We start from the raw sequence: 25,693 nt of genomic DNA on the forward strand, positions 1-25,693 counted from the left end.
TGGGCTACCCCCGTCCAGGCATCAGAGGCTGGCGTCAGTTATGTCCGGGCTCATTCCTTAGTGAATCTAGCTGGTGACACGATAGGCCCTGCCCGGCTGAGGAGTGATTACGATAAGACCGCTACAGTTATCCAGAGATCAAGCGACAGCGCTTGGGTGAAGCGAAAATATCGAGCATCAGTAAAACCAATCATCAATCCTCAGAAGGTTGGGACATCTATAACCGGCGCGTCACGACCCGATATATCGGGTCCAAGGCCCAGTTACTAAGCGCCATCTCGGGCATGGCCGCTGTGCGCGGGGCACGGATTTTGGGCTACCATGGGGGTATTGGTGGCGCTGTCCGCAGTGGGCGGCGGGCGCGACCAATACCCAGGGTCCTGGCCCTGGTGTGTGCCGCGAGACCGGGGAAGCCCGATCCCGCAAGGAGGTGTTTCATGGTTCGACGAGCGCATCTTGGGGGCTATGTCGTCCTCACGGCCTGTTTCCTGACGCTGGCGCCCATTGCCGCACAGTCGCGCCTGCTGGCGCCACGCTTAGACCGCACCGTAGTGGCGGTGGCTGCCGGCATCACGCCGGGCGCGAGATCAGGAGGCTACAGGGTGGTTCGCTCCGGCACGACGGCCGGGCTGGCCGTGCCCTACTTGACCGACGACCACGAAGAGGAGCAGCGCCGCTACGATGAGGAGCGCCGCTATCCGGAAGGGGACGGGGAGGAGGAGCAGCCGCGCTATTATTCGCCGTTTTTTTATGAGGCCCCCGAGGGTGAGCGCGGCGACCGGGGCAACTTCGGGGACCGGGGGAATTTCGGCGACCGGGGCCTGCGCGGAAACCGGGGGAATTTCGGGGACCGGGGCAACTTCGGGGATCGGGGACCGCAGGGCGATCAGGGTGGGTTTGGCGACCAACGTCGGTGAAGCGGGCCCGTGGCCCGCTCCCATCCCCTGTTTGGGAGGCGATGATGCCCCCTAGGTCCGGTGACGCCCGCCGGTGTTTGGTCTTCGGGCCGAATGCCCCCGGGTCCGGGAGTCGATGACTGCGCCGGGAGTCGCGAAGCGCCGGCTTGCCGGAGACCCCCCGCGACCCCTCCGCGATTTCACCAAACCCCTGGCCCCTACCGGTCATGGCCTCAGGCCAGGGGCGGGCCGGTGGTGCGCGCACTCATGGCAACCCCTTGAAGTGGCAGTGGAAACCCTCATTTCCGGAAAGGCGCGGGGCGCCCATTCCCGGATATCCTGCGCGCCTTACCCCACCGCCGGCCCGCCTTTTTGGGATCATCGATCATTGATCCTATCCGGCACGCGGTGGATCCGGAGTGTCTCCCTCGATGAGATCGCAAGCGCCTCATATACCGGAGGAATTCGTGGCATTCCGAACGGACGGCCATTGCCAGGCGCGGCCCGCCGGTGTTTCTGCCGACCCCAAGACCCATGGGGGCGCCTGCCCCAATAATGCCAGGATTTGTAAGGGATTAAGCACGTGAATGGATGCGCTACGTCTGGCGCTTTGCGCCGTTGGTCCGCGCGATATCAGTTCACGGCGATAGCATGCGCGCTTATCAGGAAGACCATGATTATTCCGGAACCAGGCATGGCCTTTCTTGCAAAAGTGCTGAAAAAACATGGATATGCCGATAACGCTTACCATGCTTCCTTTACAGGACAGGGGGGACGCATAAAGGCTCTTCATGATGAAAAGATTCCACAATACCCATTGTATTAGCAAAACGGATTCATCTATACTGCGCGCGCGCTCTTCGAGGCCGCAAACCGACCCGGGATGGTCTTACTCGTGGATGGGTCCGGCTGTCGATCGGAGGGGGTTTTGATTCACCGTGAAGGAACAAAGAGGACACAATGAATACATCCGTTCGCAAGGGCTTTCTTGGGGCCACGGCGCTGTTGCTGGGCGTTACCGTAGCAATCCCGGGCGTCGCTTTGGCGGGCATGAAGGTGGCGAGCCATAAGCCGGTGGCGCATAAAGCGGCAGCCCACAAGGTCGTGGGTAATGCGCATGTCAAGGCGATCCAGAGGGCCCTCGACAAGTCCGGCGCCCACCTCAAGGTCGACGGCTTTATGGGGCGGGAGACCGAGACGGCGCTGCGCGTCTATCAAAAGAAGCATGGCCTGAAGATGACGGGTACCGCTGACGAGGCGACCCTGAAGCAGCTCAAGGTCAAGTAAGGCATTCGAGGTGAGGACCCCGGGGCGCGGCAAGAGGGACCCCGGGGTTCTTTTTCTGAAGGGGCGTATGCAATCCCCGGGGCGCCAGCGAACGGTCATCGCCGGGCGCGCGCCGGTTGGGGTGGCGTGTCCGTCCAGTTCGGTCGCGGTGCGTCCCTAGGACTCCACCACGAGCTCCACGGAACGGTGTGCCTTGGGGTTACCCATGAGCAACACCAGTGGGAGCATGATGATAAATCCCCAGAAGACGAACACGAAGGCATCGAGCGTGCCGCGCATGGCGGCGTGCTGGCCCAGTGTCTGGGCCAAGGTTTGCGCGCTGGCGGCGGTGACCGGACGGCCATGTAGCACGGTGGTGAGTATCGGCGTATAGGGGGTGATGTGGCCGCCCATCTGGTTCCACGCCACCTGCGTGTACTCGCTTATGATCGTGGTGACGAGCGCGATGCCCACCGATCCCCCCAGGTTGCGCATGAGATTGAATATCCCCGAGCCTTCCGCGGTTTCCTGTTTCGTGAGGCTCGAGAAGGCGATGGTGAATAGCGGGATGGAGATAAAGCCCAGCCCGAGCCCGCGAATGAAGCCCGGCCAGATTACCCAGCTCATGTCGATATGGAGGTTGTAGAACAGGGTCAGGTAGGAGCCGAAGGTCCCGAGCGCAATGCCGACCAGCGCCACCGCGCGCGGATTGACCTTGCGGTTCAGGAGTCGGCCGGCGAGGCCCATGGAGATCATCGCCCCCACGCCCTGGGGCGCCATGACAAGCCCCGCGGTCTTGGCCTCATAGCCCATGTGCTCCTGGAGATAAAACGGCAGGATCACCATGACGCCGAACAACGCCAGGCCAAACAGACCTATCCCCATGCTGCCGAGCGCAAGCGCGCGGTTTTTCAGAAGTCGCAGATTGACGATCGGCCGATCGACGGTGAGTGATCGCCAGACGAACAGAATGAGGCTGGCGGCGGCCACCACCGCCAGTGTCCTTATGGTTTGCGAGCTGAACCAGTCGTCCTGATCGCCGAGACTCAAGACCGCCTGGGTGCAGCCGAGGCCCGTGGCCATGGCCAAAAAGCCCTGCCAGTCGATCGGCCGCGGACGCGGGCTTTGTCCGCCTTCCGGGACATATCGGGCGAGCAGAAAAAGCGCCGTGAGGCCGATCGGGACATTGACATAGAAACACCAGCGCCATGAGGCATCGTCGGTGAGATAGCCGCCGAGGATGGGGCCCAGGACCGGCCCCAGCATGATGCCCATGCCGAGCGTGGCCATGGCCATGCCGCGGCGCTCGGGCGGGTAGCTCGCTACCAGGATGGCCTGACCCACGGGCACCATGGACGCCCCGAGCAGCCCTTGCAGGAAGCGCCAGATCACCATCTCCACAATGCTGTGGGACTGACCGGCCATGGCCGACGTGAACACGAAGCCCGCGACACTGCCGAGCATGAGGCGCCGCTGCCCGAAGCGTTCGACGAGCAGGCCGGTCATGGGCGTGACCACGACCATGGCGAGCATGTAGCTGGTCAGGATCCAGCTCACTTGGTCGACGTTGGCGCGCAGACCGCCCTGCATGTGAGGCAGGGCGACGTTGACGATCGTCGTGTCGAGCACGTTCATGATGATGCTCGCCATGACCGCGAAGGTGATGGCGACCATGTTCGTGGGCGTAGGGACGTTCGGCTTGCTGGGTGCCAAGGATGGCCCTCCTTCCTTGCCAACGGACCGAAACCATCGTGTACCGGCCGGGCAGGCCATTTTACGATATCATGGCTGGGCGTAAAGGGGACGGCTGGGAACCCAGCAATTCTAAATGTGGTAATAGTTCTCAATACGAGCCCCTCCCGATACCAGCGGACTTCGGGGGCTGGACAAAAGCCGGGCATTGTTGTATAACGTCGCTGGGTCATAAAAACTCATGCGAGTGCGGCTTGGCGTTTCCATTTCTCACACTCAAATCCCTGAGCTTTGGCGCCATGATCACCGCCATCAAGGAGGTATTCAAGGGACTGCCGGATCAGCGCAAGGGGAAGAATGGCGTCTACGCAATGGAAGACGCCGCATTGGCGGCGTTTTCGGTATTCTATACCCAGAGCCCGTCGTTTCTCGCCCATCAAAGAGCGATGGAGAAGACCAAGGGGAGGAGCAATGCCCAGAACCTCTTCGAGATGGTGTTGATCCCGACCGATGCCTGCATCCGTAAGCTGCTGGATCCGGTCGACCCCCAGCATGTCTATCCCCTGTTCGAGCAGATCTTCGATGCCCTCGATGCCGGCGGCCATATCGATTCGTTTCGCGTGAAGCTCGATTCTTCCTCCCCGGAGGCCGACACGTTGCTCATGGCCTTGGACGGGACGCAATACCACCAATCCGCCGACATCCATTGCCATCAGTGCACGAAGACCGAGCACAAGGATGGCTCGGTGAGCTATTCCCACACGATGGTCAGTCCGGTCGTGGTGACGCCCGCATCCAACGAAGTCATCTGCCTGCCCCCGGAGTTCGTCGAGCCCCAGGATGGCCACGCGAAGCAGGACTGCGAAACGATGGCCGCGAAGCGCTGGTTTGCCGCCCATGGCAACCGCTACGCGGCGCGGGGCGCGACCTTCCTGGGCGACGACCTCTACGCGCGTCAGCCCCTCTGCGAGCAAGTCCTGGCCTCGGGGGAAACTTCATCTTCGTCTGCAAGCCAAGTTCCCACGGCACTGTCTACGAATGGATCAACGACCTCCAGCGCATCAACGCGGTCCCCACCCATCAGGTCACGTGGCGCAAAGGCAGAACGGTATACACCGATACCTACCGCTTCGTCGCCGATGTGCCCTTGCGCGATCGCGACGACGCCCTCAAGGTCAACTGGCTCGAGCTCACCACCAGGGATGCCTCCGGCCAGGAGACCTACCACAACGCCTGGATCACCCGCCATGCGCTCGACTCGGACAACGTCGCAAGCATCGCCGAAGCGGGACGGGCGCGATGGAAGATCGAGAACGGTGCCAACAATGTGATGAAGACCAAGGGCTATCATCTCGAGCACAATTTCGGCCACGGCGAACAGCATCTCGCTTCGCTCTTTGCCACCTTCAACCTGCTGGCCTTCCTGCTGCATACGTTCCAGGGCATGGTCAGCGAGAAGTACCGGCTGGTACGCGAGCATCTCGGCACGCGCACGAAATTCTTCCATGATATCCAGGCGCTTACGACCTACTGGTGCTTCGAGAGCTTCGAGGCCCTGCTCGACTTCATGATCAAGGGCCTCGAAATCGAAGGGCCCGACAGTAGTTAAACATGGACGATATCCGCTTCTGCGGCCAACCGCTGGATGAGGCACAGCTTGCGCTCATCGTCGAGCTCGCCCGCCGCTATGGGCGCTTAAGCCGCCATGAGCTTGCGCTGACGGTATGCGAACTCCTGGATTGGCGCCGCCCCAAGGGCCAACTGAAATCCATCGAATGCCGGGCGCTACTCGAGAAGTTGCATGACAACGGCCGCATCTGCCTGCCGGCACTCAAGGCGGGCCGCCCCAAAGGCGCCGCTACGTCCACGCGCATGGCCTGGGACCCGGAACCGTCCCTCATCGATGTTCCGCTCGAAGCGCTCAGGCCCGTTCGTCTCGAGCGCGTGGAGACATGCGCCCAACGCGATCAGTGGCGAAGCCTGGTCGCGCGTCATCATTACCTCGGCCACCGCGTGCCCTTTGGCGCTCATCTGCGCTACCTGATCAAGGCCGCCCAGGAAAACGTGCTGGGCTGCCTCCAGTTCTCCTCGCCCGCCTGGCGCATGAGCGCGCGGGATCGGTGGATCGGGTGGGACGACGCCACCCGGGCCGCGCGCCTGCAGCACACCGTGTCAAACTCGCGCTTCCTGGTCCTGCCCCACGTGCGCGTCAAGAACCTGGCCTCCCATGTGCTGGCGCTTGCCCTGCGACAGGTCACCACCGATTGGACGGCCGCCTACGGCGTCCAGCCCCTGTTGGCCGAGACCCTCGTCGATCCCGCCCGCTTTACCGGACATTGCTATCGGGCCGCCCACTGGATCGACGTCGGTCTCACCTCCGGCCGCGGCCGCCAAGACCGCCACCATGAACGCCATGGCGCATGTCCCAAGCGCGTCTTCCTCTATCCCCTCGTAACCGACGCGCGCGAAAAACTCCAAAAGCCTTCAAGGCCCCTAGCGTAAGCCGGCAAGAAGTGATAATCGTTTCTACTTTTAGAATTGCTGCTGGGAACCGGCCCGGACCCCGTTACGTCGGGATCGGCGCCTGCGCGTCGCGTAACAGGCGGGCCGATGTTGTATCGCCAACGATACATGATCCGGCCTTGCCGGGCGTATTTCCGCGCCCATGCTCCCTGTGCCTCGTTCTCTCGTCTATGCTGGGAATGAGGGGCGTTGTGAGGAACCGTGGTCCAAGGCAAGAGGCCGGGTCGCGGACACCAGTGGGGGCGTATGGGCAGACCGCGTGGACCCAAAGGGGCCTCGCAGGGATGGCGGAGCGCATGGCGCCAGCGCTTCAGGGCGGTGCCACATCGCTATGCGCTAATGGCGGCGTACTGGTTTGCGGTGGTGGCCACCGTGTTGTTTTCGGTCTTCTATGGGTGGCATTCCTGGCGCCGCTACGAAAAGACCGGCATCGACCGCCTGATGCTCACCACCTCGCTGATTGCTACCGCCACGCACGACGACCTCGATCGCGAGGCCTCCGGTCTGCGGTTTCTTGCCCACCACCTGGCGGTGATCCATCCCCGGCATCACCCGGCCCGGGCGCGTCGCTTATTGAGCGAGTACCAGGAGGTCTCGCCGGAGGTCGCAAGCGCCGAGCTGATCGCGCCAGATGGGCGTGTGATCGCCTCGACAGCCGTACCCAAGGGGCGGCCGCTCCCGGATTTTCGGCAGGATGCGCGGATATGGCCGAGTCTCGAGCGCGCGCTCGCGCACCCCGGATTGCATATTCATAGGCCGATCCACGGGCCGCTCGTCGATCGCTGGGTGATCGGCTTTAGCGATACCGTCATGGGGCCCGGAGGACGGCCCCGTTTTCTTGTGACCACACCCATCCGCTTTGGCAATTTCGAGGCCTTGTTCGCGCACCTGTCGCTGCCCTCCGGGCTTGCGGTCGGCATCCTGCGCAGCGACGACTATATCGAGGGCCGGGCCCCGGTCCCGCGCGGCCAGCTCGCAGCCCTGCTCGACCGGCCGCAAACCGGTATCCTCGCCGAGACCCTGAAGCGCCATCCGCACGCCATACAAGGGGTCTTCAGCGGCTGGGTCAGCAGTGATCGCGAGTATCGCTACGGCGTGTTCGTGCGCATTGCCGGCTATCCCTTGGTGGCGTTCGCGGACGTCCCGCGGGCGCAATGGATGGCGCAGTGGTGGCACCGGCAGGCCGAGATCCCCTTGATCTTCCTCATCGTGGCGCTCGCTTTCAGTGGCTATGCCTACCGCCAGGTCCAGGTGCTTGCGGTGCGCTGGGAGGCCGAGGCCGCGCGCCGCGCGGATTTCCTGAAGAATCTCGCCACGCACGATCCGCTCACGGGTCTTTTGAATCGCAAGGGCCTATACCCGGTCTTGCAGCGGGCGATGGCGCGCGCCGAACGCGAGGGACGGCTGCTGGTGGTGGGCTTTCTCGACATCGATGATTTCAAGGGTATCAACGACCGCTACGGCCACGCCGCCGGGGATACGGTCTTGAAGACGCTCGCCAAGCGGCTGGAACGCGCGCTGCGTGGTACCGACCACGTGGCCCGCCTGGGGGGCGACGAGTTCGTGCTCCTAATCGAGGGGCTGCGCCAGAAGGCCGATCTCGCGCCCGTCGTCGCGCACCTGAAGGCCGCGCTCGACGGGCCCTTTTACGCGGACCCCCGCGAGATAGCGGTCCGGGTGAGCCTCGGGGTGGCCTTCTTCCCGCTCGATGCCCTCGATGCCGAGCACCTGATCGGCCGCGCCGATCGCGCCATGTATGCCGCCAAGGAGCGGGCCGCGGACGATGAGCCGGGATGGGTGCGGCTCTATAACCATGATATGCCAAGCGATCCCGATGCCAGACCGGATGGACTCATCGACGATTGAGGACCGGCATCGATCGGCCCCCCGGTGCCGGCGTCCGCCTAGGACAGGCCCTCGTCGCGCAGGACACGCAGCCAGCGCTTCAGGGAGGCAAGATCGGCGATATCGGCGAGCTCCGTCTCCAGGGAGCCGGCCATGGCGCGGGCCTCCTTGATCTCGGTGGCCAGCGTCTTCAGGGCATTCCGGGGGGTCAGCGACACGAGCGGGTCGATGGCAAAACGCATGCGGAAATCGGCCTCGGCGATCATGACCTCGTCTTCGAGCGCCGCAAGTTCGTGTCGGAGCGCCTTGGTATAAAGCTTCACGGCCTGTTCGTCCTCGCCCGCCCATGCCCCTTGCCCGGGGTCGATCTCACGACGCAACTCCAGCAGCGGCAGGAGCCGATCGTTTTCGTAGGCATGGTTGGCCCTTTGCATGAGCGTGGTCTTGTGGTCACGCTTATCCGGATCGGGCTCGCGGTCGGGGTGCAGGGCGCTTGCGAGCTTGCGATAAAGGGTGCGGATCGATTCGCGGATGCGGCGGTGCTCGGCCGCCGATGGCGCGTTCCGGGCCGGTGGCCCCTGGTCCCCGCCCAACCGTTCGGCGGCCTCGCGCAGGATCTCCTCGATCGGGGCCTCGGGGTCGATCCCATAGGCCTCCTCGAAGGCCGCGGCCGCCGCCTTGCGGGCCTCTGCGGCGTGATCCTCGTAGTCGCCGCGCGCGCGGCGTTTGTAGAGCGCGCGCAGTGCCGGGTCGTCACCCTCTCCGAGCAAGGAGGCGGTGAGTTCCACGACCAGCATCTGGACGCCGCGTCGCTCGGCCTGTGTAAGCCCCTTCTCGTCAAGCGCCTCATCGAGGCGCCTGACAAAGCCGATGCGCAAAGTGCGGCAGGTGGCGCGCAGGGGGACGAGTTCATTCGTGAATTTTTTCTGATAGGGGGCCAGTACCGCGGCCCAGGCGTCGAGTGACTCGCGGGTCTCCTGAATCTTCTTCACGAGGCGATCGAAGGCCTTGTGGCCTTTCGGTAGGGGTGTGGGGTCGGGACCAAACCCGGCCAGAGGCATCTGAAACTCGGACACGCATCGTGCTCCTTGAACACAGGCCGCGCCGACGCACGGCATGGGCGGGCGACCGGCGCGCCCGTGTCTGTCGGGTGGCCATGGGGCTCGGCCGCAACACCCCTCATGGTAAGGCATTTCGCGACGCCGGTCACGGCCCGCAAGGCGGCGGCCGGCAGGGGGGTTGTCGGGCCGCGTTTACGGTCCCGGTGCCCTCGATCCACGCACCCGGCGGGGTCGTCAACGGGTCCGGGATCCGGTGGCCCCGAAGACCGCTCACGAAAGATATCTACGATGAGGGAAGTCCCGTGTTCGTGTTGCCGTCGCCGGTTGCGGCCGCCTGTGCCCATGCCCGTTCACGGACATAAAACACCGGCCCGTCATGAGCGCATGTCGAAAGAGAGTGATCGGCGAGGCGCCTTTGGCCGGATGGATGGTCGTGGCCTTTGCGTAAAGACTGGGGCGTCTTTCGAAACGACAAGGAGTGAATCTCATGTTTGCACACAATAAGCGCCTCATGTACACGGTGCGCGTCTCCGAGCCCAACCCGACACTCGGCAGTCTCATGCTCGAACAGTTCGGTGGTCCACAAGGTGAACTGGCCGCCGCCATGCGCTATTTCAGTCAGGCGATCGGCGAGACCGATGGCAAGCGCAAGGACATGCTGTTCGATATCGCCACCGAGGAGATGAGCCATCTCGAGGTGATCGGCAATATCATTGTGATGCTGAACAAGAACGTGAAGGGCGAGATGGCGGAAGGGGGGCAGGAGGCCGAGCTGCTGCGAACGATCACGGAGGGGGGCGAGAGCCATGTGACCGCGCTGCTCTATGGGGGTGGCGCGGGGCTCATGAATTCCGGAGGGGCGCTGTGGAGCGGGGGTTATGTCGATACCATAGGCGAGCCGACCGCCGATCTGCGCTCGAACATCGCCGCCGAGGCGCGCGCCAAGGTCATCTACGAGCGTCTTATCAATGTCACGCCCGATGCGGGGGTGAAGGATGCGCTCGGCTTTCTCATGACGCGCGAGATCGCGCATCAAAAGTCCTTCGAAAAGGCCCTCTATTCGATTCAGGGGCACTTTCCGCCAGGCAAGCGGCCGGGGGATCCCAAGTTCGAATCGAAGTACTACAACTTGTCGGAGGGTGAGGGCGATGCCCGCGGGCCCTGGAACGAGGGTAAGGAATGGGAGTACGTGGACGGGGGCGGCCAGAAGAGCGCGGTCGACGGCGGTGATGGATCGGCGTCGGTGAAAATGTCGACGCAGGCCGAGAAGCTCCTTGCGGCGGAAAGCCGCAGGACCATGTCCAATACCAGTATCGATCCCAGGACCGGCGCGGAATTGGGGTCGCGTAGCCCGAAGGCCTGAGGGATCGCCGGTGCCCGAGTCGCAGGCGCAGCCCTGGGGGTCAGGGGCGGGGTTCGGGGCGGCGTTCGCGGAGTGGCGCCGGCAGGGGCGCAAGGGTCGTTTCTGGTCGTTTCTCGGGCCGGCGTTCATCGGCGGTATCGCCTATATCGATCCCGGCAATTTCGTCACCAATATCGCCGCCGGCTCGCGCTACGGCGACCGGCTGTTATGGGTCGTGGTGTATGCCAATCTGACGGCGGTTGCGATATCGATGTTGGCGGCGCGTCTTGGGATCGCAAGCGGCCGTAACCTCGCCGAGAATTGCCGCGTCCACCTGCCCCGGTGGATCTCGATGTTCTTATGGGTGGCCGCCGAGGGCGCCGGGGTGGCCACCGACTTCGCCGAGGTCCTGGGGGCGGTGCTGGGGCTGCGGCTGGTCCTCGGGCTATCGGTGGGGCCGGCGCTCGCCCTCATTTTTGGACTATGTCTGGTGCTCGCCGACCTCTCGGACCGCGGCCACCGGGCCCTCGAGTACGGCATGATCGCGATCGTCGGCATAGTCGGCGTGCTCGGCATCTGGCAATGGCATGTCGCCCGGACGCCCGCCTTCCCCTGGCATCTCTCAGCGCTGGTGGTGCCGGGGCTCCCGCCGGGCGGTCTGTGGATGGCGGTGGGGCTGTTCGGGGCCACGGTCATGCCGCATGCGATCTTCCTGCAATCCGCGACCGTGTTGCCGCGCGAGCGGCGGAGCCCGCCGGCGCAGCGCCCCGCGCTCTTTCGGATGGCGCAGGCCGACATCCTGGTGGCCCTGGGCCTCGCGTCTTTCATCAACGTCGCCATGTTGCTCACCGCGGCGGCGATCTTCGTGCCGCGCGCCGTGGTCCTGTCCTCGCTCACCAAGGCCGCGCATGTGATCGGGCAGGGGCTTGGGCCGGCGGCGGCCTTGGGCTTTGGACTCGCGCTCATGGCCTCGGGGCTCGGGGCCTCGATCGCCGGTACCGTCGCGGGAAACCTGATTCTGGAGGGCTTTACCGGCATGCGCATGAAGCGCGTGTTGCGGCGGATCGCAACCTTCATCCCCACAGCCGCACTCATCTTGCGGCTTCCGGACCCCGGTCGCTGGCTGGTCGCAAGCCAGGTGGTGTTGACCATCGCCCTGCCGTTCGCCGTCATCCCCTTGGTATGGTTCAATGCCGCCCCGCGCGTGGTGGGCGAGGCCTCGCTCAGGCGCATGCCGCTGGCCCTGGGTGTGATGCTAGGTGCCGTCATCGTTGCCATCAATGGCTGGTCGCTGTGCGCCCCCGGGACGTTCGCGGCGCTTTGAGGGGCATTTGGGCGCCGCGCGCGGCGCGGGCTACGGGCATCATCCGTGCCCGAGACCTTCCGAAGGGCGCGTGAGGCCGGCGATGACACGCCGGTGATGGTCATGAGGGCGCGAGGGCGGTAGCGCGCATGTTGCGTCGTGAGGATCGGCGCAGGATCAGACCATAGTGGTAGGGCGCGAGCGGCACGATGAGATGGCGCTCGAAACCGGCGGCGGCGATGGCGTTCACGGTCGCCTCCGGGGACAGGCGCAACTCGGTGCGCGGCCCGCGGGGCTTGCCGAGCACCAAGGTCTCCTCGCGCGGACGCGGATACCAGTTGATGATCACAAAACGGCCTTCGGGGGCGAGCACCGCGGCAACGGCGCGCGCCAGCGCGACCTTGTCCGGCACGCCATGGAAGGTATTGGCCATGAGCACGACATCGAACGGCCCGGGGCACGAATGGCCGATGGCCATGGCGTCCCCCAATCGCCAGTCGCAGGGCAGATCGGCGCACGCGGCCCGCGCCTGGGCCAGCAGCACGGGATCGAGATCCAGACCCACCGCGCGGCCCGGCCCGACACGGCGCGCCAAGGCCGCGGTGAAGTAACCGTCGCCGCACGCAAGATCGAGCACGCACATCCCGGGCGCCACCCCCAAGGCCCGCACCACGCCGTCCGGATCGGGCCAGAGCGCACGCCACCAATCGAGGTCCGGCATGCTGGTGGCGGGGAAGAACCCGTCCAAAACGGCCGGCGGTGTGTCGGGGCATGGGTCGCTTGTCATCGGTGGTGGCCCGGTTCGAGGAAGACGCCCTTTATGATAGTCGCCAGGGCGCCAAAGGTCGCGTCCGGCCGATGAGGTCTGGGGTGACCGCGGCGGGAATCGACGGGCCCGTCAGGGGATGGTGGCCAAGGGCCCGTGCGTTGCGAGCCCACGGGTGTGGTGCGTCGTGCGCGACACCCAGAACCCGCTCACGCGGGTGAGCGTCTTGTCGATCAAAGTCCGGGAAAGAGGAGGGGCACCCGCCCGCAGGCGGGCACCGGTGCCATCAAATGTCGACCGTTTGGCGGGCCTTCGCGTGAAGGACGGGCGCGGGCGCATGCGGCGGGGCCGCCGTCGGGGCCGTTGCCCGGGTCCCCTTGGGCCATTCGACCTGGATCGAGAGCGGCGGGAGCGGGCCCATGGGGCCTGCGAGCGGTAGCAATAATGGGGTCTGAGCGCTCATCATGCGCTGCATCGCCGCCTGCAGCAGGCGCTGTTGCGCCGCCATATTCTGGAGCTCCACGCCTACCCATGGGGGTAGGGCCGCACCGGCCTTGCCGTTGCTCGACCAAGTGACGATGGTCATGCTGTCCGGACCCTGCCAGCGCACGGTTTCAGTGCGCAGCAGACCCCCTCCCGGGGTTCGATAGACGCGGACTTGCTGGAAGGGGGCATTCGTGATCGGCCCAGTCGCCGTCTGTGCGGCGGCCGGCCGGTGATGGGCCGGGAGCAGCGCCAGGGCCGCGGCCACGACCGCAGCCACACCGATGGTCGAAATCGCCGTCCGATATTTCCCTTTCATATGCACAACCCTCCTTTTGGGATCGTTTGTCGCCTCTGACCCCAGTCCATGGGGCTGGTTCCCGTCCGTTTCAAGGCCTTCGCAACGACCCCTCCCATCCGCCGGCTGGACGGCCGCCGGCGGGGGATGGGAGGTCATCGCCCGCCGATGCCCCGGGGCCACCCCGTAATGCCTCAGGTCCCCGCGCACCCGCGCGGGGACCTATCGATCCGGCCCTCACGCGAATCGTCCGGTGAGGCTGATCTCGATGAAGCGCGGTTCCCCGGGATAGGCGCTGTTATAGGGCTGGCCGACGGCGGCAAACCCGTACTCCTTGTACAACTGATAGTAGTGTACATAATAGTGATTATTCAACAGGTTATCGATATTGAGAGGTAAACAATCGGCCAACCCGTCTTGACGCGGACGGCTTGGTGCGATAAGCAGGCGGCATGGCTACGACAAAGAGCGGTACGCTACGCGGTCAGTTGCTGGCGGAAGGACTTCTCAAGCGGGTACAGCCAAATGTCTTTGACCGGTAGGGTGTGCTCGTGATTCACATCGAGTTTGCCGCGACCACGGGTTTGGCCAACAGGGATCCAGTTGGCGGCTTGGTAGCAGGTGCCACGGAAACGATCCGATTGTACGAAGGTCTCCAGGAGCACGGGGCGATAGCCGTAGCGGCTCTGCCAATCGCCAGGCAACTGGCGGGCCATGCGCCCCAAGATCTTGGAGGCCAAACCCTGCGATCGCACCCACGGTAGGATCAAGAAACGCGCGTTGTTGACGATGCGATGCAGGTGCTGACGGCGCTTGGTATCGCTCCAGCCGATGAACTGATCGCGCGGCGCGGTTTTCCAAGCGGCGGCGCCAAAGCTGAGCAGGGCCACGCACTGCCCGTCGATCGCGACGAAGTAGCGCAACTGCGCGCCCGACAGGGGTGTATAGCCCAGATAGTGATAGCGCTGGATATACTCATTCCAGAGCCGCGAATCGCGCTTCATGTCCGAACGGACGGGGAGAAACTCCAGCCTTCCGAGACGATCGACGCGCTGGGTGATCTCGCACTGGGGATCGGTGGCCGCCGTGGCGACGGGCGCGCGCCGGGTATCGAAGTTGGCGGCCCGCGCCCTCGGCAGGGCGATCAAGCCATCCTCTTGCATGCGCAGCATCGCCACGCGGCAGCTCATCTCCTTCAGTCCGCCGTCGGGCTTCAACCAGCGCAACTGCTGGCAGACGCGCTGCGAGAGCGCCGTACGCGACAACTCGGGGGCCTGGGCGATCAGATCGACGATCTGGTGCAGATCCTGGGCGCTGAAATCCCGTCCGCAATACCGATGAGTCACGAGGTGTCGACCGCGATGTCGGTGGGCGGGGGCGCCGTGGGCGAGTCCCCGCCCAAGCGGAGCGCCGCCAGACGCTGCGCACTCATCGTCCAAGGCAAAAAGGGTGATAAATCGGTGGGCGGATGCCCGTGTTCGGCGCAGGCTTGGAGATATTGCGTAAGCCAGAGACGCGGGTTGATCTGCCAGCAATGCACCAGGGTCATGAGAAGGGAGAACAGGGAACCGGCCAAGTGCGCGGCCCACACACTGCCCGAGCCATAATAGGCTTTGCGGCCGAGCACCTCGTTGCGCAGAGCGCTTTCGGCGCGGTTGTTGTCCATGGCAATCTCGGGTCGGTCGACAAACACCGTCAAGCCCTCCCAGTGGTTCTGCAAACTCACCAGGACTTTGTGGGCGGCAGGGGGCAGGCGCGCATCGGCACGCTGTATGCTGCGATCGGCACTCATCTGCTCGAGATGCACTCTGAGCTGCCTATCGTGTTCGGCAAAGCGCGCCGGGTCGTCGCGCACGGCCAAGCGCACATCATTGAGATGATACAGCGTGCCAATGCGCTGCACCCAGCCCATGGCCCAGGCTTCGGTATCCGGATAGCTGCGTGCCAGGGTGAGAAAGTCTCTCCGCACGTGAGCCCAACAAAAGGCGAGTAACAGGTCGATGAGGCGCGCCAGCTTTTTGTACGCCGCGTACCGATCGCACACCACGACCGTCTGCACCAAGAGCTGGGAAAAATACGCCAGCGGCACGTCTGCGCCGCGCCCGGGTGCCATCACATACACGATCGCCGAGGTCGAACGGATCACCCACAGATACCAACGATGCCCGACCTTGCCGTCAATCGACTCGAACACTCGCCAACTGGTCTCATCGGCGTGACACAGCCCCTCGGTCAACTGCTGCGCTTGCAGTGCCGCAACCACCGGCGTGAAGAGCGGTGCCAAATGTTTCAGTCCGCCAATGATCGTGCCCTGCGAGGGCGTAAAGCCGATACTCGTCCACGACCGCAACAAACGGTTCGTCGGCTGGGCATACAGGTATTTGTTCAGCAGGATCTCGACCCACACCGAGATCCCCAGTATCCCTTTGGGGATCAAACGGGCCGGCCCAGGCGCCGTCAGGATCCCCGGCCAGTCCTCGCACCGGCAGCTCGGTCGATAGCGCTTACGTCGAATCACGCGCCGATACGCCTGGACCTCGATCTCAATGACTTCGCTCTCTTCGGTCCCGGGGAATACCGTAGCGGCCTTGCCGCACCGGGGACAACGGCGCTCCGCCTCGCTGACATCATGGTCTTCCACGCGTACCGGCAGATGCGAGAAATCCACGCGCCCATGGCCCACGCTCCCCCATTGCTGACCACGTGGGCGCTTCGCCTCCGGCTGACTGTGCTGCTCGCTGTGCGCGGTGCTCTTCTCCGTCTTGCGTCCGAATACGCGTTGGCGCAAATTGCGCACCTGCGCGCGCAGCCTCTCGATCTGGCCTTTGAGTTCTGTCTCGCGACTCAGTGCCCGTTGATGTTGCTTCTGCCAATACTGTGCGTCCCACTTCAGCTGCACGTACTCTTGCTTGCTGATAGTGACCATTATCTGGGCAAACGGCGAACCCGCCGTCTCTGGCAACGGTGCGTCGACTCCATCGATAGGGGTTGGCGAGGCTTCGTACGACATGAAGGGGATACTAACGCACCGCCATCCTCGTGTCCAGCAATCTTTTTTGGTGGGCCTGATAACTCCCACCCCCACCCCTAACCCAAATCCTCAACAGACTCAAGACGGGTTGGCCGATTGTTTACATTGAGAGCGACCTTGAGCGAGCGCAGCACGCCTTGGTGGATGGGGATGCGATAGCTCGCCCCGACATTCAGGACGAAATACCCGGCGAGGCGGTGACCGGGGTTGGGGGTGGTGGCGTCCTGGAGTTGCGGGTTGCTTTCGGTCGGTGGCAGGTTGTAGGTGGTGACCTGGGAACCGGTATATTGCCCGATGATGTCCCCCTGGAAGCGGTCTTTCCGATAGCTCAGGCCGAGATTGGCAAGCCAGTTCGGGACCGAGGCCAGGGGGTCCCCCGGAAACACATAACCGAACTGCCCCTCGAAGGGCGTATCGACCGCGGCAAAGCCATTCAGGTAACGCGCGCGCGTATAGGAGGCGTTGCCCGATACCGCCCAGTGGCGGGTCAGCAGGTATTTGCCGGAGAACTCGGCGCCGTCCATGCGCTCTTTGCCGGTGTTTTCGTATTGCGCGAAGCCGGTAGTATAGTTGATATAAAACGAGAACATCTTGCTCATGTTCTGCAGGAAGCCGTCCAGGTTCAGGTAGAGCCGGCGACCCACATAACGCATGCCAGCCTCGTAGGCGTTGACGGTCTCGGCGCCCGGCGCATATGTGCTGGAGCCGCTTGGTCCGAGCACGTAGTCGGCGATCGGCGCGAAGCGTGCCCCCTTGCCATAGCTCGCGTAGGCCACGACCTTGCGCGTGATGTCATACGAGAGTCCGAGATAAGGAAGGATCGCGCGATCACTGTTGGCGAGCGTGTAGGGTTGATCGGGCGCGGCATAGAGATTGATCGGCTGGTACTGGCGCGAGTGGACCTCGGTCACCGTGACCCCAGGCTCTATATGCAGGGTCTTGTGGAATAGCCCGATCTTATCCTGGATATAGCCGCTATACACCGTGCGATATCCATAGCCACCCCATCCGGCGCCGGTGTATGAGTTGTAGCCGTTGACCTCGGGCATGGCCAGCGTCCCGTAGAAGTACTGCGTGCCGTGACCGCGCTCATGGGCGAAGAGGCCGCCTATCGTAATGTCATTATATGGCAGGAAGAGATTGACCTTGGGGGCAAGGCCGATGGTAGCGGAGTTCTGGTTGGTGCGGTCGGCGGCCTCGCCCGCCTGATAGCTCCCGAATACGGCGGCGGGATTGTACGAGAAGCCATTGTTCGGGTTGCTGGGTCCGCCCACCGGCCCGAATCCGAAATAAGGGGCGTTGAAGTTCACCTGATAGGGGTAGGAGCGGTTGATGTACTGGGGATTCGCATAGGCGCTCCCGGTACTATGGCGGCCCTTATAGAAGAGCTTGACGCCGACGAGCAGATGACGGTTGATGTAGGTCCTGTCGCCCACGATCGCCGTTATGAAATTATTGGTCTCGTGGGTGCTTGCCTCGGAAAGCGGATAATTGTAGAAGGGACCATATTTGTTTAACTGCGCGACCGGTATTGCGGAGCTTATGAGATAGCCCGTGCCGCGGTTATAGATCAAGGTGCCGGTGAGTTGCGAGAGGCCGTAGTCATAGGGCTTCACGGCGCTGAACAGGAAGTCTGTGTAGCGCGCCGGGGTGTTTTCGATATAGCCCGCCGTGTGGGTATGGGTGAGCCGCATGATCAGGCGCAAGCCGCCGGCCGATTTCAGAGTCCCGGAGTTGGCCTCGATGCCATATTCCGTGGTATTGAATGAGCCGATGCGCGTGAGCAGGTCCGTCGAAGGCTTAACACTCGGCTGCAGGGTATGGTAGGCGATGGTCCCGCCGACCGTGGCGAAGCCCTGCTGGTCGGGCGGTGCCACCCCCGGATAGACCTGTACGCCCTCGATCTGACCCTTGGAGACGACCGAGCCGATGTTGTTGTTGAGATAGGCCCCCTCGCCCCCCGAGAGCAGGCTGATCATGGGGATGCCATCGAGGGTCTGGGCGAGCTGGCTCATGCGCACCCCGCGAATGGTCAGTACCGGCGTGCCCGGGCCCACATTCTGCTGGTACTCGTTGACCGACGGCGTTTGTTTCAGGATGCTATAGATCGATTGCGAGGAACTCTGGGCGCGGATCTGTTTTTTGGTGAGCACCGACATGTCGGATGGGATGTTGTGTTCGCCCATCTCCATTTTCTCGTAACGCTTCTTGACAGCCTCGATCTTCACGACCTTTCTGTGGGTCTTCGTTGTCGCCCAGGCGGCCTGCGGCAATGCCGCCTGGCAGGCGATCACCATGAGAACAAGGGGGCGGAGTGACGGATGCTGCAGGGGGTGCGTGCGGGCGCGATGAGGCATGGTTCTCCCTCCGGTACGGGATGGGTGCAAGCCGGCAGGGCCGGAAAGGCGGCGGCCGGTTCTCCTGGGCTTGAAGCAATTGCCATGCCATGGACATGTCCGGCGCGGGCAGTCGGCGTGATTGCGCGTCGCCGCTGATGTTTAGGCCGCTATCAGATGTTTCGGGCCTTCGGGAAACCCGGAGGCGTTGCCCGCATTGCGGGCATTGTGGACGAATTTCTGCACCATTCGCGGGAGATGGGAAGGGGGCATGAGATATCCAGAGAAACTCGAATAGTCATGGCCGGCGAGAGTCTAGAACCGAGGTGGAGGGACATGAAGGTCAGTGCCTTGGGCATCACGCGAGATGCGCCATGGCCGCCGCCGGGGGCAGGGAAGGGGCCTTGTGACGCGAGGTCTTCGGGGGCAAGCACCGCAGGCGCGCCCGATATTCGTCGCCGCGGGCCCTTCAGGCCTCCTGGCGGGCTTCGGCGCCGATGCGGGGCGCTAGGGGTATGTCGCGAATGACGACCATGGGCGCCGATGCGATGGACGGATGGGTGCTCATGGGATGGGAGAGGGGTCGCAGGGGAGATGGCCCCGGGGCGGATGTCCGGGCGGTGTCATGATTCATCACGGCAGCGGTCGCGGTGGGCGTACCGCTCGAGGTCGAGGCCCCGGAGAAGAGGGCATGCGTGGACGGCAACGGCTCGATCCGTGTTCAACGCGTTATTGGCACCGCATCGTTCCAAGGCCCCGGTGTCGGCGGCTCGTCGGCAGCGAAAGCCGCATCGCCTACCGCTTCCATACGGACGTTGCACCACACCTGTCCTGCCGCGTCTGTGCAATCCAGTCCTTCGAGGTTCCGCGCTCCCATCCCGATGGTTAGGATGTCAATGCGCGGTGTCTGGATCCGCAGCCGGAGGCCCTCGTAATCGAATCATGTGCGGGAAAGGACCGGGAATGGCACGCCGGCAAGCTCGCGCACGGAAGCCGGGGGCGATAGTCGGCAGGACCTGTCTGACAGGGCGGGCCGGCAGGACCCTCGATACCACAGTGGAATGGGCTTCATGTCGGGGAATGCAGGGCCTGCGCTTATCCCCGCAAGGAGATGCCCGGTTGCGACGCGAGGCAAAGTCCGCTGCGGCGGACGCTTGATGGCCGCCGCCCGCGTCTTGTTGCCGATGCGGTGGGTCAGGGCCGGTGCGCCGAGGTGCGGGCACAAGATCAAGAAGCTTACGGTGATCCCGGCGCGATCCGGGAATCCGTGGGTCCCGCTGATCATCTCGAAGAGACATGCGACGTCGTGACCCCGCCGATTTCCTGGGTGATGGCCTTATGGGCCGCGCCAGCAAACCGCGATGCCACCCGCGCCTCCCGGTCGTTTCAGCCCCCGTCGCTGGCTATATAGTGGCCGAGCGGGCTGTGATGGGCCCGGGCGTAATGGCGCAGATAGCCCATCACCCGTTCATAGGCACGCCGCCCCTTGGCGGCGATCCATTCCTGGCGCATCTGCTCGGGACCTGGGACCTTGAGGAGGCTTGTCGTGGTGTAGCTTCGGGCGGCATCCGGCGGGGCCAGGGAGGCCCCATGGGTGTTGGTGTGGGTCTTTAACCAGCGGGCCGTCAGGGTATGCCCCGTGGCCCCGGCCTCACGGCGCAGCAGGGTGCGATCAGGGCAGGTGCCGGCATTGAAGGTCACCGGGACCTTCATGGGCGCCACCGGGACTGGGGCGAAGTCCGGATGGTCGGCCCACAGGCCGGACAGCACGGCGGCGTTGGCATCCCACTGCGACAGGGGTGGCAGACCCAGGATGGCCTCAATGGTCTTTACGATGTTGACCTGCGAGTAGGCCGTCGTCTCAAGATGATCGCGTTTGACCCACGGACCTGCGGCCAGCGCGAATGTCCGATGGGCATCGATGTGGTCGGCGCCCGATTGGGCATCATCCTCCGTGAGAAACACCACCATGTGTTTCCATTGCGCGGTGGTGGAGAGGTAATGGATCAGTTCGGCGGTGCCCCGGTCATTATTGGCGACGTAGTAGTCGGGGCTATAGTAGCAGGGCTCGCGGCCGGCGGTATGGTCGTCAGGCAGCCAGATATAGAGGAACCGGGGAAATAGGCGGCCAGGATGACCCTGCAACCAGTTGATGGCAAGCTGCGCGCGTGCGGTGTCGAGGATCATGCGATCCCAGCCAGGGAAATCGGTGGCGAGATGCCGGCGCATGTCCGCCGATATGGCACCGATCTTGGAGCGTGAGACGAACTCGCCGAAGTCCTCGAAGGAGACGTGGTGCTCGAGGAGATCATTGAAGAGGTAGAGCCGGCCGGGATAGCTGATCCAGGGGTTGGACCAGTGCCCGAGCGCCGAGAGATTCGCGTAAATGGCATAGGGATTGTGGGCGCCCGGCCGGCCGGGGGTGAGGGACTGTGTCCAGCCCGGGTTGCCGATGAGGCCGCGCTGCGAATAGTACTCGGGCCAGGTGCGCTGGACGAAGTCCGAGTCGGAGGCGCCGGTGGTCCACTGATGCCCCTGGGCGGTCACCTCGCCGTCGGCCAGGAAGTCCACGAACAGCGTGCCCGTGGCCGCCAGATGGTAGAGGTTGGGCAACTCCCGCGGCCCATAGAGATCCAGATGCGGGTCGGCCCAGTGGCGGGCGGCGCGGTATTGGCCGAAATCCTCGTCGAAGGTCTTGTTCTCGCGCAGAATGAAGACCACATAGCGGATGTGCCGGCGGAGCCGGGCCGCGGTGCGGACGTTGCGGGCGTGACGCGCCGCGCGTTGCGCGCGGGAGAACCCATCATTCTGGAGGCTCATGGCGGTCCAGCGGGCGAGCTTGGCCGGCAGATCGGCCAATGGGATCTTCTGTACGAGACCTGTCATCAGGTCGCCCACCCACTGGTAGTGGATGTCGGGCCCGCTGCCCAGACCCTTGGCGGCGACGACATAGAGGGTGTTGCCATGGGTCGTCAGGGCGCTCGGATACCAGCCGGTGGGGATGAGTCCCAGGGGCTGCCCGGTGGCGAGATCGAAGACCGCCACATCGTTGTTGCCGGCATTGGCGACGAACAGCCGGCCGTCGTCGACGGCCAGGCCATCCGGGTAACTGCCCGGCGGGGCGTCGGGATAGGGCTGATCCGCCAGTATTCGGACGGTGTTGAGGGTCCTGGTATCGATCTCGACGATCCGGTCGACATTGGCGTCGGCTGCCAGGACGTCTGGTGTGCCGGGAACGGCCGCCAGCGCAGTGGGGTGGACGCCCGCGCCGGTGCGGTCGGCCCGCTCCTTGGGGCCCGTGGCGATTTGGCCCAACACCCGGAAGGCGGCGCGGTCGATCACGGTCACGCCATTGCCGCCCCAGTCGCTTACCACCAGTCGTCGCCCGCCATCGGCAAGCGTCACGGCGAATGGGTAGGAGCCCGCAGGGGCATACCGGGTGTGACCGCTGGCAATATCGATGCGTGCGAGGCTATTAGATAACAGGCCGGCCACATAGAGGTGCCGGCCGGCCGGTCCCACCACCACCGAGTCCGGATAGAAAAGGTGCGCGCCATCCCGGTTGCCTTGGTACTGATAGGGGTACTGGTGGGCGGGAAAGGGCTGCCAGCGCAGGGTGTAGCGACGCACGAGCTGAAGCCGGCCGTGTGTGCGGCGCAGGGCCATCACCGTGTCCGATACCCCGCCGGCGGCGTACAAAGTGTCGTCGGGGCCCGCGGCCAGGCCCTGGAAGAGATCACCATGACCGATGATCGTGGTGGCCCGCGATGCGTGACCGGCCTGCGCGCGCAGGGTACGACGGGCGCAGGCGGCCAGTTGCGCGGCGCTCGCCTTGGGACGATAGGCGACGCCCGCGGCTGCGGGGTGGCGGGGCGTTTCGCTGATCCCAAGGCCATTGGGCAACGCGCTGGTCGTGGGCTTGCCGGGGGCCTTGCCGCGGTAGACGGCGAGCAAGGCATAACGCCCGAGATCCGATCCATAGAGCCCTATGGTCTGCGACGGGGTAGCGCCGTTGGCGAGCACCGCCACGCCGTGCGCGAAGGGCACCACCGCGGTGGGGAAATCGGGCGTGCCATTGATCATCCCGACCGGGTCCAGCCTGCGGCCAGTGGGCAGGATATGGGTATAGAGGTCGCGGTTTCGAGCGTCGATGGTGACGGCGTGGAGGACAGTGGGGCCGCGGCGGCGGCGTGGCGCGTGGCCATGGGCGGGATAAGACAGCGTAATCATGACCGCAAGGGCCGCGAGCGAGGCCAGAACCAGGGGGTTTCGGAGAATGCGAACGGTCATGAGAGCAAGGCCCTTGTGATGATTTAGAAACGCGCGCTCAGGTTGGCGTAGAGCGCGCGCGGGGCTGCGGGCACCGCCAGTACCGCGCCGGCGCTTGTGGGCCCAAGTTCCCCGCCACTGCTGATGTACTCCATGGCGTTGTAGTGGCGGTCCAACAGGTTGCTCACCAAGAGGCTCACCCGCACGTCCTTCAGTCCATGGGCGGCATCGCTTAGGACGGCGATACGCGCACTGAGCCGGAGGTTGACGACATTGTAGGCACCCTGGGTGGTGGTCGTCGGCAGATTGGTGAGATTGGAGAACAGGTACTGCTGGCCGTTGTAGCTATCCCATAGGCGTGCCGAAAACGTCGTGTGATCGGCATACCAGCGATAGCCGGCGCCGAGCGTGACAAGCCACGTGGGGATATTGGGAATCGAGGCACCCAGCACGGTCGTACCAGCGGTGACGTAGTGGGGGTAGTAGGCGTGTTCTACCGTGGCGCTGGCGAGGTCCTGCCAACCGAGCTCGCGGCCATAGTGCAGGTCGAGGTTCGCGCCGTTATAGACGGCGCTCACGTCGGCGTTCTCGGTGATCGCAAGCGAGGGCAGGAAGGTCGACAGGACGGCGTTACTGAGGGCGACATGGAAGGCGCTCAATTGGCCACGCAGGGGGCCCCGGTCGAGTTTCAGTCCACCGATCTCACTATTCACGCGTGTAGGGGCGCTCGGGGGCACCGTGGGGTGCGCCTGATAGTTGCCGTATGCCGAGGCCGGGGCCGTCTGATAGTTCTGCGCCCATGTGAAAAAGGCGTGTAGGCTGCGTGTGAGGCGGTAGTTCATGCCCAGGCTCGGTGCGAGCTTGGTATACGAATTGTCGTTATTGCGCGCGGCGTCATAGATGGCGATCGGCGAGGCCCCGGGAGGTACGCCACCGAGGCTGTTGTTGACGAATTGCACGCGATAGTTCATGAGGCTCACGCCGGGGGTGATGCGCAAGGCCGGCAACGGCCGCAAGGTGTCTTGCGCGAACGCCACGGCCCCATCCCAGTAATCGTAATAATCCGCCACGAACAGCGGGAGACTCGCGGAGCTCTGGAACAGGGCGGGGTTGTAACCGTAATACAGACTGTGGAAGCGCTCGTGCATGTAATAGCCGCCGACCGTCATGTCGTTCCAGGCATTTTGCCAATGCAGCGCGACGCGATCGCCAAAGGTGCGGGTGGCGCCCGTGTAATATTCGCTGTTGATGCCGGCGTAATCCGGGTAGTAAAAGCGCTGACGGTTGTGATGACGATAGCCGGCGCGATACCAAAAGACGTTGCCGAGTCGCCAGCCGGCCCCCAGATGGAAGCGCTGACGGCCATAGAGGAGCCACATATGCGCGAAGTCGTTCTTCGCGTACAGGCTTTGGGGGATGGTGTAATAAAAGCCGCTGGTGTCCTGGCTGTAGGCGGTTCCCGGGACACCGTACCCATTGACGGACACGCCCGGGATGGGGGCCACCGGGATGTAATCGGGACGATATTCATTCACCCGGGAGTAGTAGCCGCCAAAGCTCGCGCTGCCTCCGCGAAACGCCCGGCGCAGCTTCATGAACGCCGCCGTGCCGTCGCTCGGACCCGTATAAGGCCCTTCCCGGAATCCGCCGGAGTGGGTGTAGCCCGCACCCACCACCGTCGACCACCCCCCGAAATCGCCCGAATCCGCCTGGGCAAACGCATGGTAGGTGTCAAAGCTGCCGCCGCCCACGCTCACCCGTCCGCCGCTTTTGCGTGTGGGCTCGATGGGATGGAGATCCACGGTCCCACCCATGCTGTCATACCAGCGGCTTGCCGGGTTGCCGGGTCCTTGTACGGCCGTGACCCCTTGGAAGATCTCGGCGATGGGGACCTCCGCGCTCTCCCATCCATCCCATTGCGCGAGCGGGTTATTCATAGGAATGCCATCAAAGAGAACGGCGATGCCGTTCTTTTCGGGATTGCCGCCGGATAGCGCCCAGCCGACCTGGATACCGTTGATGCGGATCTGATAGCGTGAGGCGCCGTTGCCCGAACCGTAGCCTCGGATCTGTACGCCAGGGGCCGTGGCGAGCGCGTGCACGATACTGCCTCCGGGCGGGACCAGGGTCTCGATCTGTGCCTGATCGACGATTGTCTTGGCGGTACTCGATGCGAGCTGCCTTTTGCGGGCGGAATGGGGCGCGCGCCGGCCGGATGCGGCATTGACCTCGCCGACGTTCACAGACCCTTGAGCATCCGGTGTCGCCGGTCCGTGACCGGTGGCCTTGTCGCGGTGGTGTGAGACGAGCAGCGGACCCGGCGGGGTTACCATGAAGGACGCGTCGTCCGCATAAAGGGACTGGGGGTTTCCTCTCTCGCCTCCCGCCGCCGGCACGCCGTTGCGCTGGCCGCCGACACCCTGTGCCGCAGGCTTGCCGGTGGCCGATGACGCGGCGTGCGCCAAGGCAGGATCACTCAGGATGCTGGCGAGGAACAGGACGCGCACAATGCGGTAACGACAGAAATCGGTGTTCACGACTCCCCCCTTGTACGGAATCATGTAACGATATCCGGCCAAGGA

Annotated in this window: 17 protein-coding genes and 1 pseudogene; 8 read left to right on the plus strand and 10 right to left on the minus strand. The window is 64.2% G+C overall.

Annotation, left to right across the window (positions count from 1 at the left end):
* Nucleotides 1-437 precede the first annotated feature (437 nt).
* From C4901_RS17545 to C4901_RS06295, 3 genes are all read left to right on the plus strand, one after another.
* Nucleotides 438-917, plus strand: a complete 480-nt coding sequence (locus C4901_RS17545; RefSeq protein ID WP_205736234.1) for a hypothetical protein — start codon at nt 438-440, stop codon at nt 915-917.
* Between the two features lie 652 nt (nt 918-1,569).
* On the plus strand, nt 1,570-1,722 hold the full coding sequence (locus tag C4901_RS17550; RefSeq protein WP_168185575.1) for a hypothetical protein: 153 nt from the start codon (nt 1,570-1,572) through the stop codon (nt 1,720-1,722).
* Between the two features lie 134 nt (nt 1,723-1,856).
* Nucleotides 1,857-2,183, plus strand: a complete 327-nt coding sequence (locus C4901_RS06295; protein WP_110136600.1) for a peptidoglycan-binding protein — start codon at nt 1,857-1,859, stop codon at nt 2,181-2,183.
* A gap of 156 nt (nt 2,184-2,339) precedes the next feature.
* On the opposite strand, the gene C4901_RS06300 is transcribed toward C4901_RS06295, so the two are convergent.
* Nucleotides 2,340-3,836, minus strand: coding sequence for a DHA2 family efflux MFS transporter permease subunit (locus tag C4901_RS06300; RefSeq protein WP_370445969.1), 1,497 nt, complete (start codon nt 3,834-3,836; stop codon nt 2,340-2,342).
* Between the two features lie 317 nt (nt 3,837-4,153).
* Here C4901_RS06300 and C4901_RS06305 point away from each other — a divergent pair.
* From C4901_RS06305 to C4901_RS06315, 3 genes and pseudogenes are all read left to right on the plus strand, one after another.
* Nucleotides 4,154-5,463, plus strand: a pseudogene (locus C4901_RS06305) (ISNCY family transposase).
* Between the two features lie 2 nt (nt 5,464-5,465).
* Nucleotides 5,466-6,356, plus strand: a complete 891-nt coding sequence (locus tag C4901_RS06310) for a DUF4338 domain-containing protein (RefSeq protein WP_110135819.1) — start codon at nt 5,466-5,468, stop codon at nt 6,354-6,356.
* Between the two features lie 360 nt (nt 6,357-6,716).
* Nucleotides 6,717-8,243: a diguanylate cyclase domain-containing protein gene (locus tag C4901_RS06315; RefSeq protein ID WP_168185576.1), complete on the plus strand. Its 1,527-nt coding sequence runs from the start codon at nt 6,717-6,719 to the stop codon at nt 8,241-8,243.
* Between the two features lie 38 nt (nt 8,244-8,281).
* Here the strand turns inward: C4901_RS06315 and C4901_RS06320 are convergent, their stop codons facing one another.
* Complete coding sequence (locus tag C4901_RS06320; RefSeq protein WP_110136603.1) at nt 8,282-9,298, minus strand: J domain-containing protein; 1,017 nt, start codon at nt 9,296-9,298, stop codon at nt 8,282-8,284.
* A 472-nt stretch (nt 9,299-9,770) separates the two neighbouring features.
* Here C4901_RS06320 and C4901_RS06325 point away from each other — a divergent pair, with 472 nt between their 5' ends.
* Both C4901_RS06325 and C4901_RS06330 read left to right on the plus strand, forming a co-directional pair.
* Nucleotides 9,771-10,646, plus strand: coding sequence for a manganese catalase family protein (locus C4901_RS06325; protein WP_110136604.1), 876 nt, complete (start codon nt 9,771-9,773; stop codon nt 10,644-10,646).
* Between the two features lie 10 nt (nt 10,647-10,656).
* Nucleotides 10,657-11,949, plus strand: a complete 1,293-nt coding sequence (locus C4901_RS06330) for an Nramp family divalent metal transporter (protein WP_168185577.1) — start codon at nt 10,657-10,659, stop codon at nt 11,947-11,949.
* A gap of 100 nt (nt 11,950-12,049) precedes the next feature.
* Here C4901_RS06330 and C4901_RS06335 read toward each other — a convergent pair whose 3' ends face one another.
* The 8 genes from C4901_RS06335 to C4901_RS06365 form a co-directional block, all read right to left on the minus strand.
* Nucleotides 12,050-12,715 (minus strand): class I SAM-dependent methyltransferase, encoded by a 666-nt coding sequence (locus tag C4901_RS06335; protein WP_205736235.1) that lies wholly within the window; start codon nt 12,713-12,715, stop codon nt 12,050-12,052.
* A 265-nt stretch (nt 12,716-12,980) separates the two neighbouring features.
* Nucleotides 12,981-13,496, minus strand: coding sequence for a hypothetical protein (locus tag C4901_RS06340; RefSeq protein WP_110136606.1), 516 nt, complete (start codon nt 13,494-13,496; stop codon nt 12,981-12,983).
* Nucleotides 13,497-13,712: 216 nt separating this feature from the next.
* The gene (locus tag C4901_RS17555; protein WP_168185578.1) at nt 13,713-13,850 is read right to left on the minus strand and encodes a hypothetical protein; all 138 of its coding nucleotides are present in this window, start codon (nt 13,848-13,850) and stop codon (nt 13,713-13,715) included.
* Nucleotides 13,851-13,951: 101 nt separating this feature from the next.
* The gene (locus C4901_RS06345) at nt 13,952-14,821 is read right to left on the minus strand and encodes a DUF4338 domain-containing protein (RefSeq protein WP_110136607.1); all 870 of its coding nucleotides are present in this window, start codon (nt 14,819-14,821) and stop codon (nt 13,952-13,954) included.
* Nucleotides 14,818-16,374: an IS66 family transposase gene (locus C4901_RS06350; RefSeq protein WP_168185579.1), complete on the minus strand. Its 1,557-nt coding sequence runs from the start codon at nt 16,372-16,374 to the stop codon at nt 14,818-14,820. Before C4901_RS06350 ends, C4901_RS06345 begins: the two co-directional genes overlap by 4 nt.
* 188 nt (nt 16,375-16,562) lie before the next feature.
* The gene (locus C4901_RS06355; protein WP_110136609.1) at nt 16,563-18,863 is read right to left on the minus strand and encodes a TonB-dependent receptor; all 2,301 of its coding nucleotides are present in this window, start codon (nt 18,861-18,863) and stop codon (nt 16,563-16,565) included.
* A gap of 1,365 nt (nt 18,864-20,228) precedes the next feature.
* Nucleotides 20,229-23,132: a bifunctional YncE family protein/alkaline phosphatase family protein gene (locus C4901_RS06360; RefSeq protein WP_205736236.1), complete on the minus strand. Its 2,904-nt coding sequence runs from the start codon at nt 23,130-23,132 to the stop codon at nt 20,229-20,231.
* Between the two features lie 23 nt (nt 23,133-23,155).
* Nucleotides 23,156-25,648 (minus strand): TonB-dependent receptor, encoded by a 2,493-nt coding sequence (locus C4901_RS06365; RefSeq protein ID WP_168185580.1) that lies wholly within the window; start codon nt 25,646-25,648, stop codon nt 23,156-23,158.
* Between the last annotated feature and the right edge of the window lie 45 nt (nt 25,649-25,693).

Source organism: Acidiferrobacter sp. SPIII_3, from assembly GCF_003184265.1.
GTDB lineage: Bacteria > Pseudomonadota > Gammaproteobacteria > Acidiferrobacterales > Acidiferrobacteraceae > Acidiferrobacter.

What these genes read in the sequence shown, in the direction of transcription:
- C4901_RS06355 (WP_110136609.1), bottom strand. Translation starts at nt 18,863, where the DNA reads ATGCCTCATCGCGCCCGCACGCACCCCCTGCAGCATCCGTCACTCCGC.
- C4901_RS06340 (WP_110136606.1), bottom strand. Translation starts at nt 13,496, where the DNA reads ATGAAAGGGAAATATCGGACGGCGATTTCGACCATCGGTGTGGCTGCG.
- C4901_RS06325 (WP_110136604.1), top strand. Translation starts at nt 9,771, where the DNA reads ATGTTTGCACACAATAAGCGCCTCATGTACACGGTGCGCGTCTCCGAG.
- C4901_RS06300 (WP_370445969.1), bottom strand. Translation starts at nt 3,836, where the DNA reads ATGGTCGCCATCACCTTCGCGGTCATGGCGAGCATCATCATGAACGTG.
- C4901_RS06295 (WP_110136600.1), top strand. Translation starts at nt 1,857, where the DNA reads ATGAATACATCCGTTCGCAAGGGCTTTCTTGGGGCCACGGCGCTGTTG.
- C4901_RS17545 (WP_205736234.1), top strand. Translation starts at nt 438, where the DNA reads ATGGTTCGACGAGCGCATCTTGGGGGCTATGTCGTCCTCACGGCCTGT.
- C4901_RS06315 (WP_168185576.1), top strand. Translation starts at nt 6,717, where the DNA reads ATGGCGGCGTACTGGTTTGCGGTGGTGGCCACCGTGTTGTTTTCGGTC.
- C4901_RS17550 (WP_168185575.1), top strand. Translation starts at nt 1,570, where the DNA reads ATGATTATTCCGGAACCAGGCATGGCCTTTCTTGCAAAAGTGCTGAAA.
- C4901_RS06335 (WP_205736235.1), bottom strand. Translation starts at nt 12,715, where the DNA reads ATGACAAGCGACCCATGCCCCGACACACCGCCGGCCGTTTTGGACGGG.
- C4901_RS06360 (WP_205736236.1), bottom strand. Translation starts at nt 23,132, where the DNA reads ATGACCGTTCGCATTCTCCGAAACCCCCTGGTTCTGGCCTCGCTCGCG.
- C4901_RS06310 (WP_110135819.1), top strand. Translation starts at nt 5,466, where the DNA reads ATGGACGATATCCGCTTCTGCGGCCAACCGCTGGATGAGGCACAGCTT.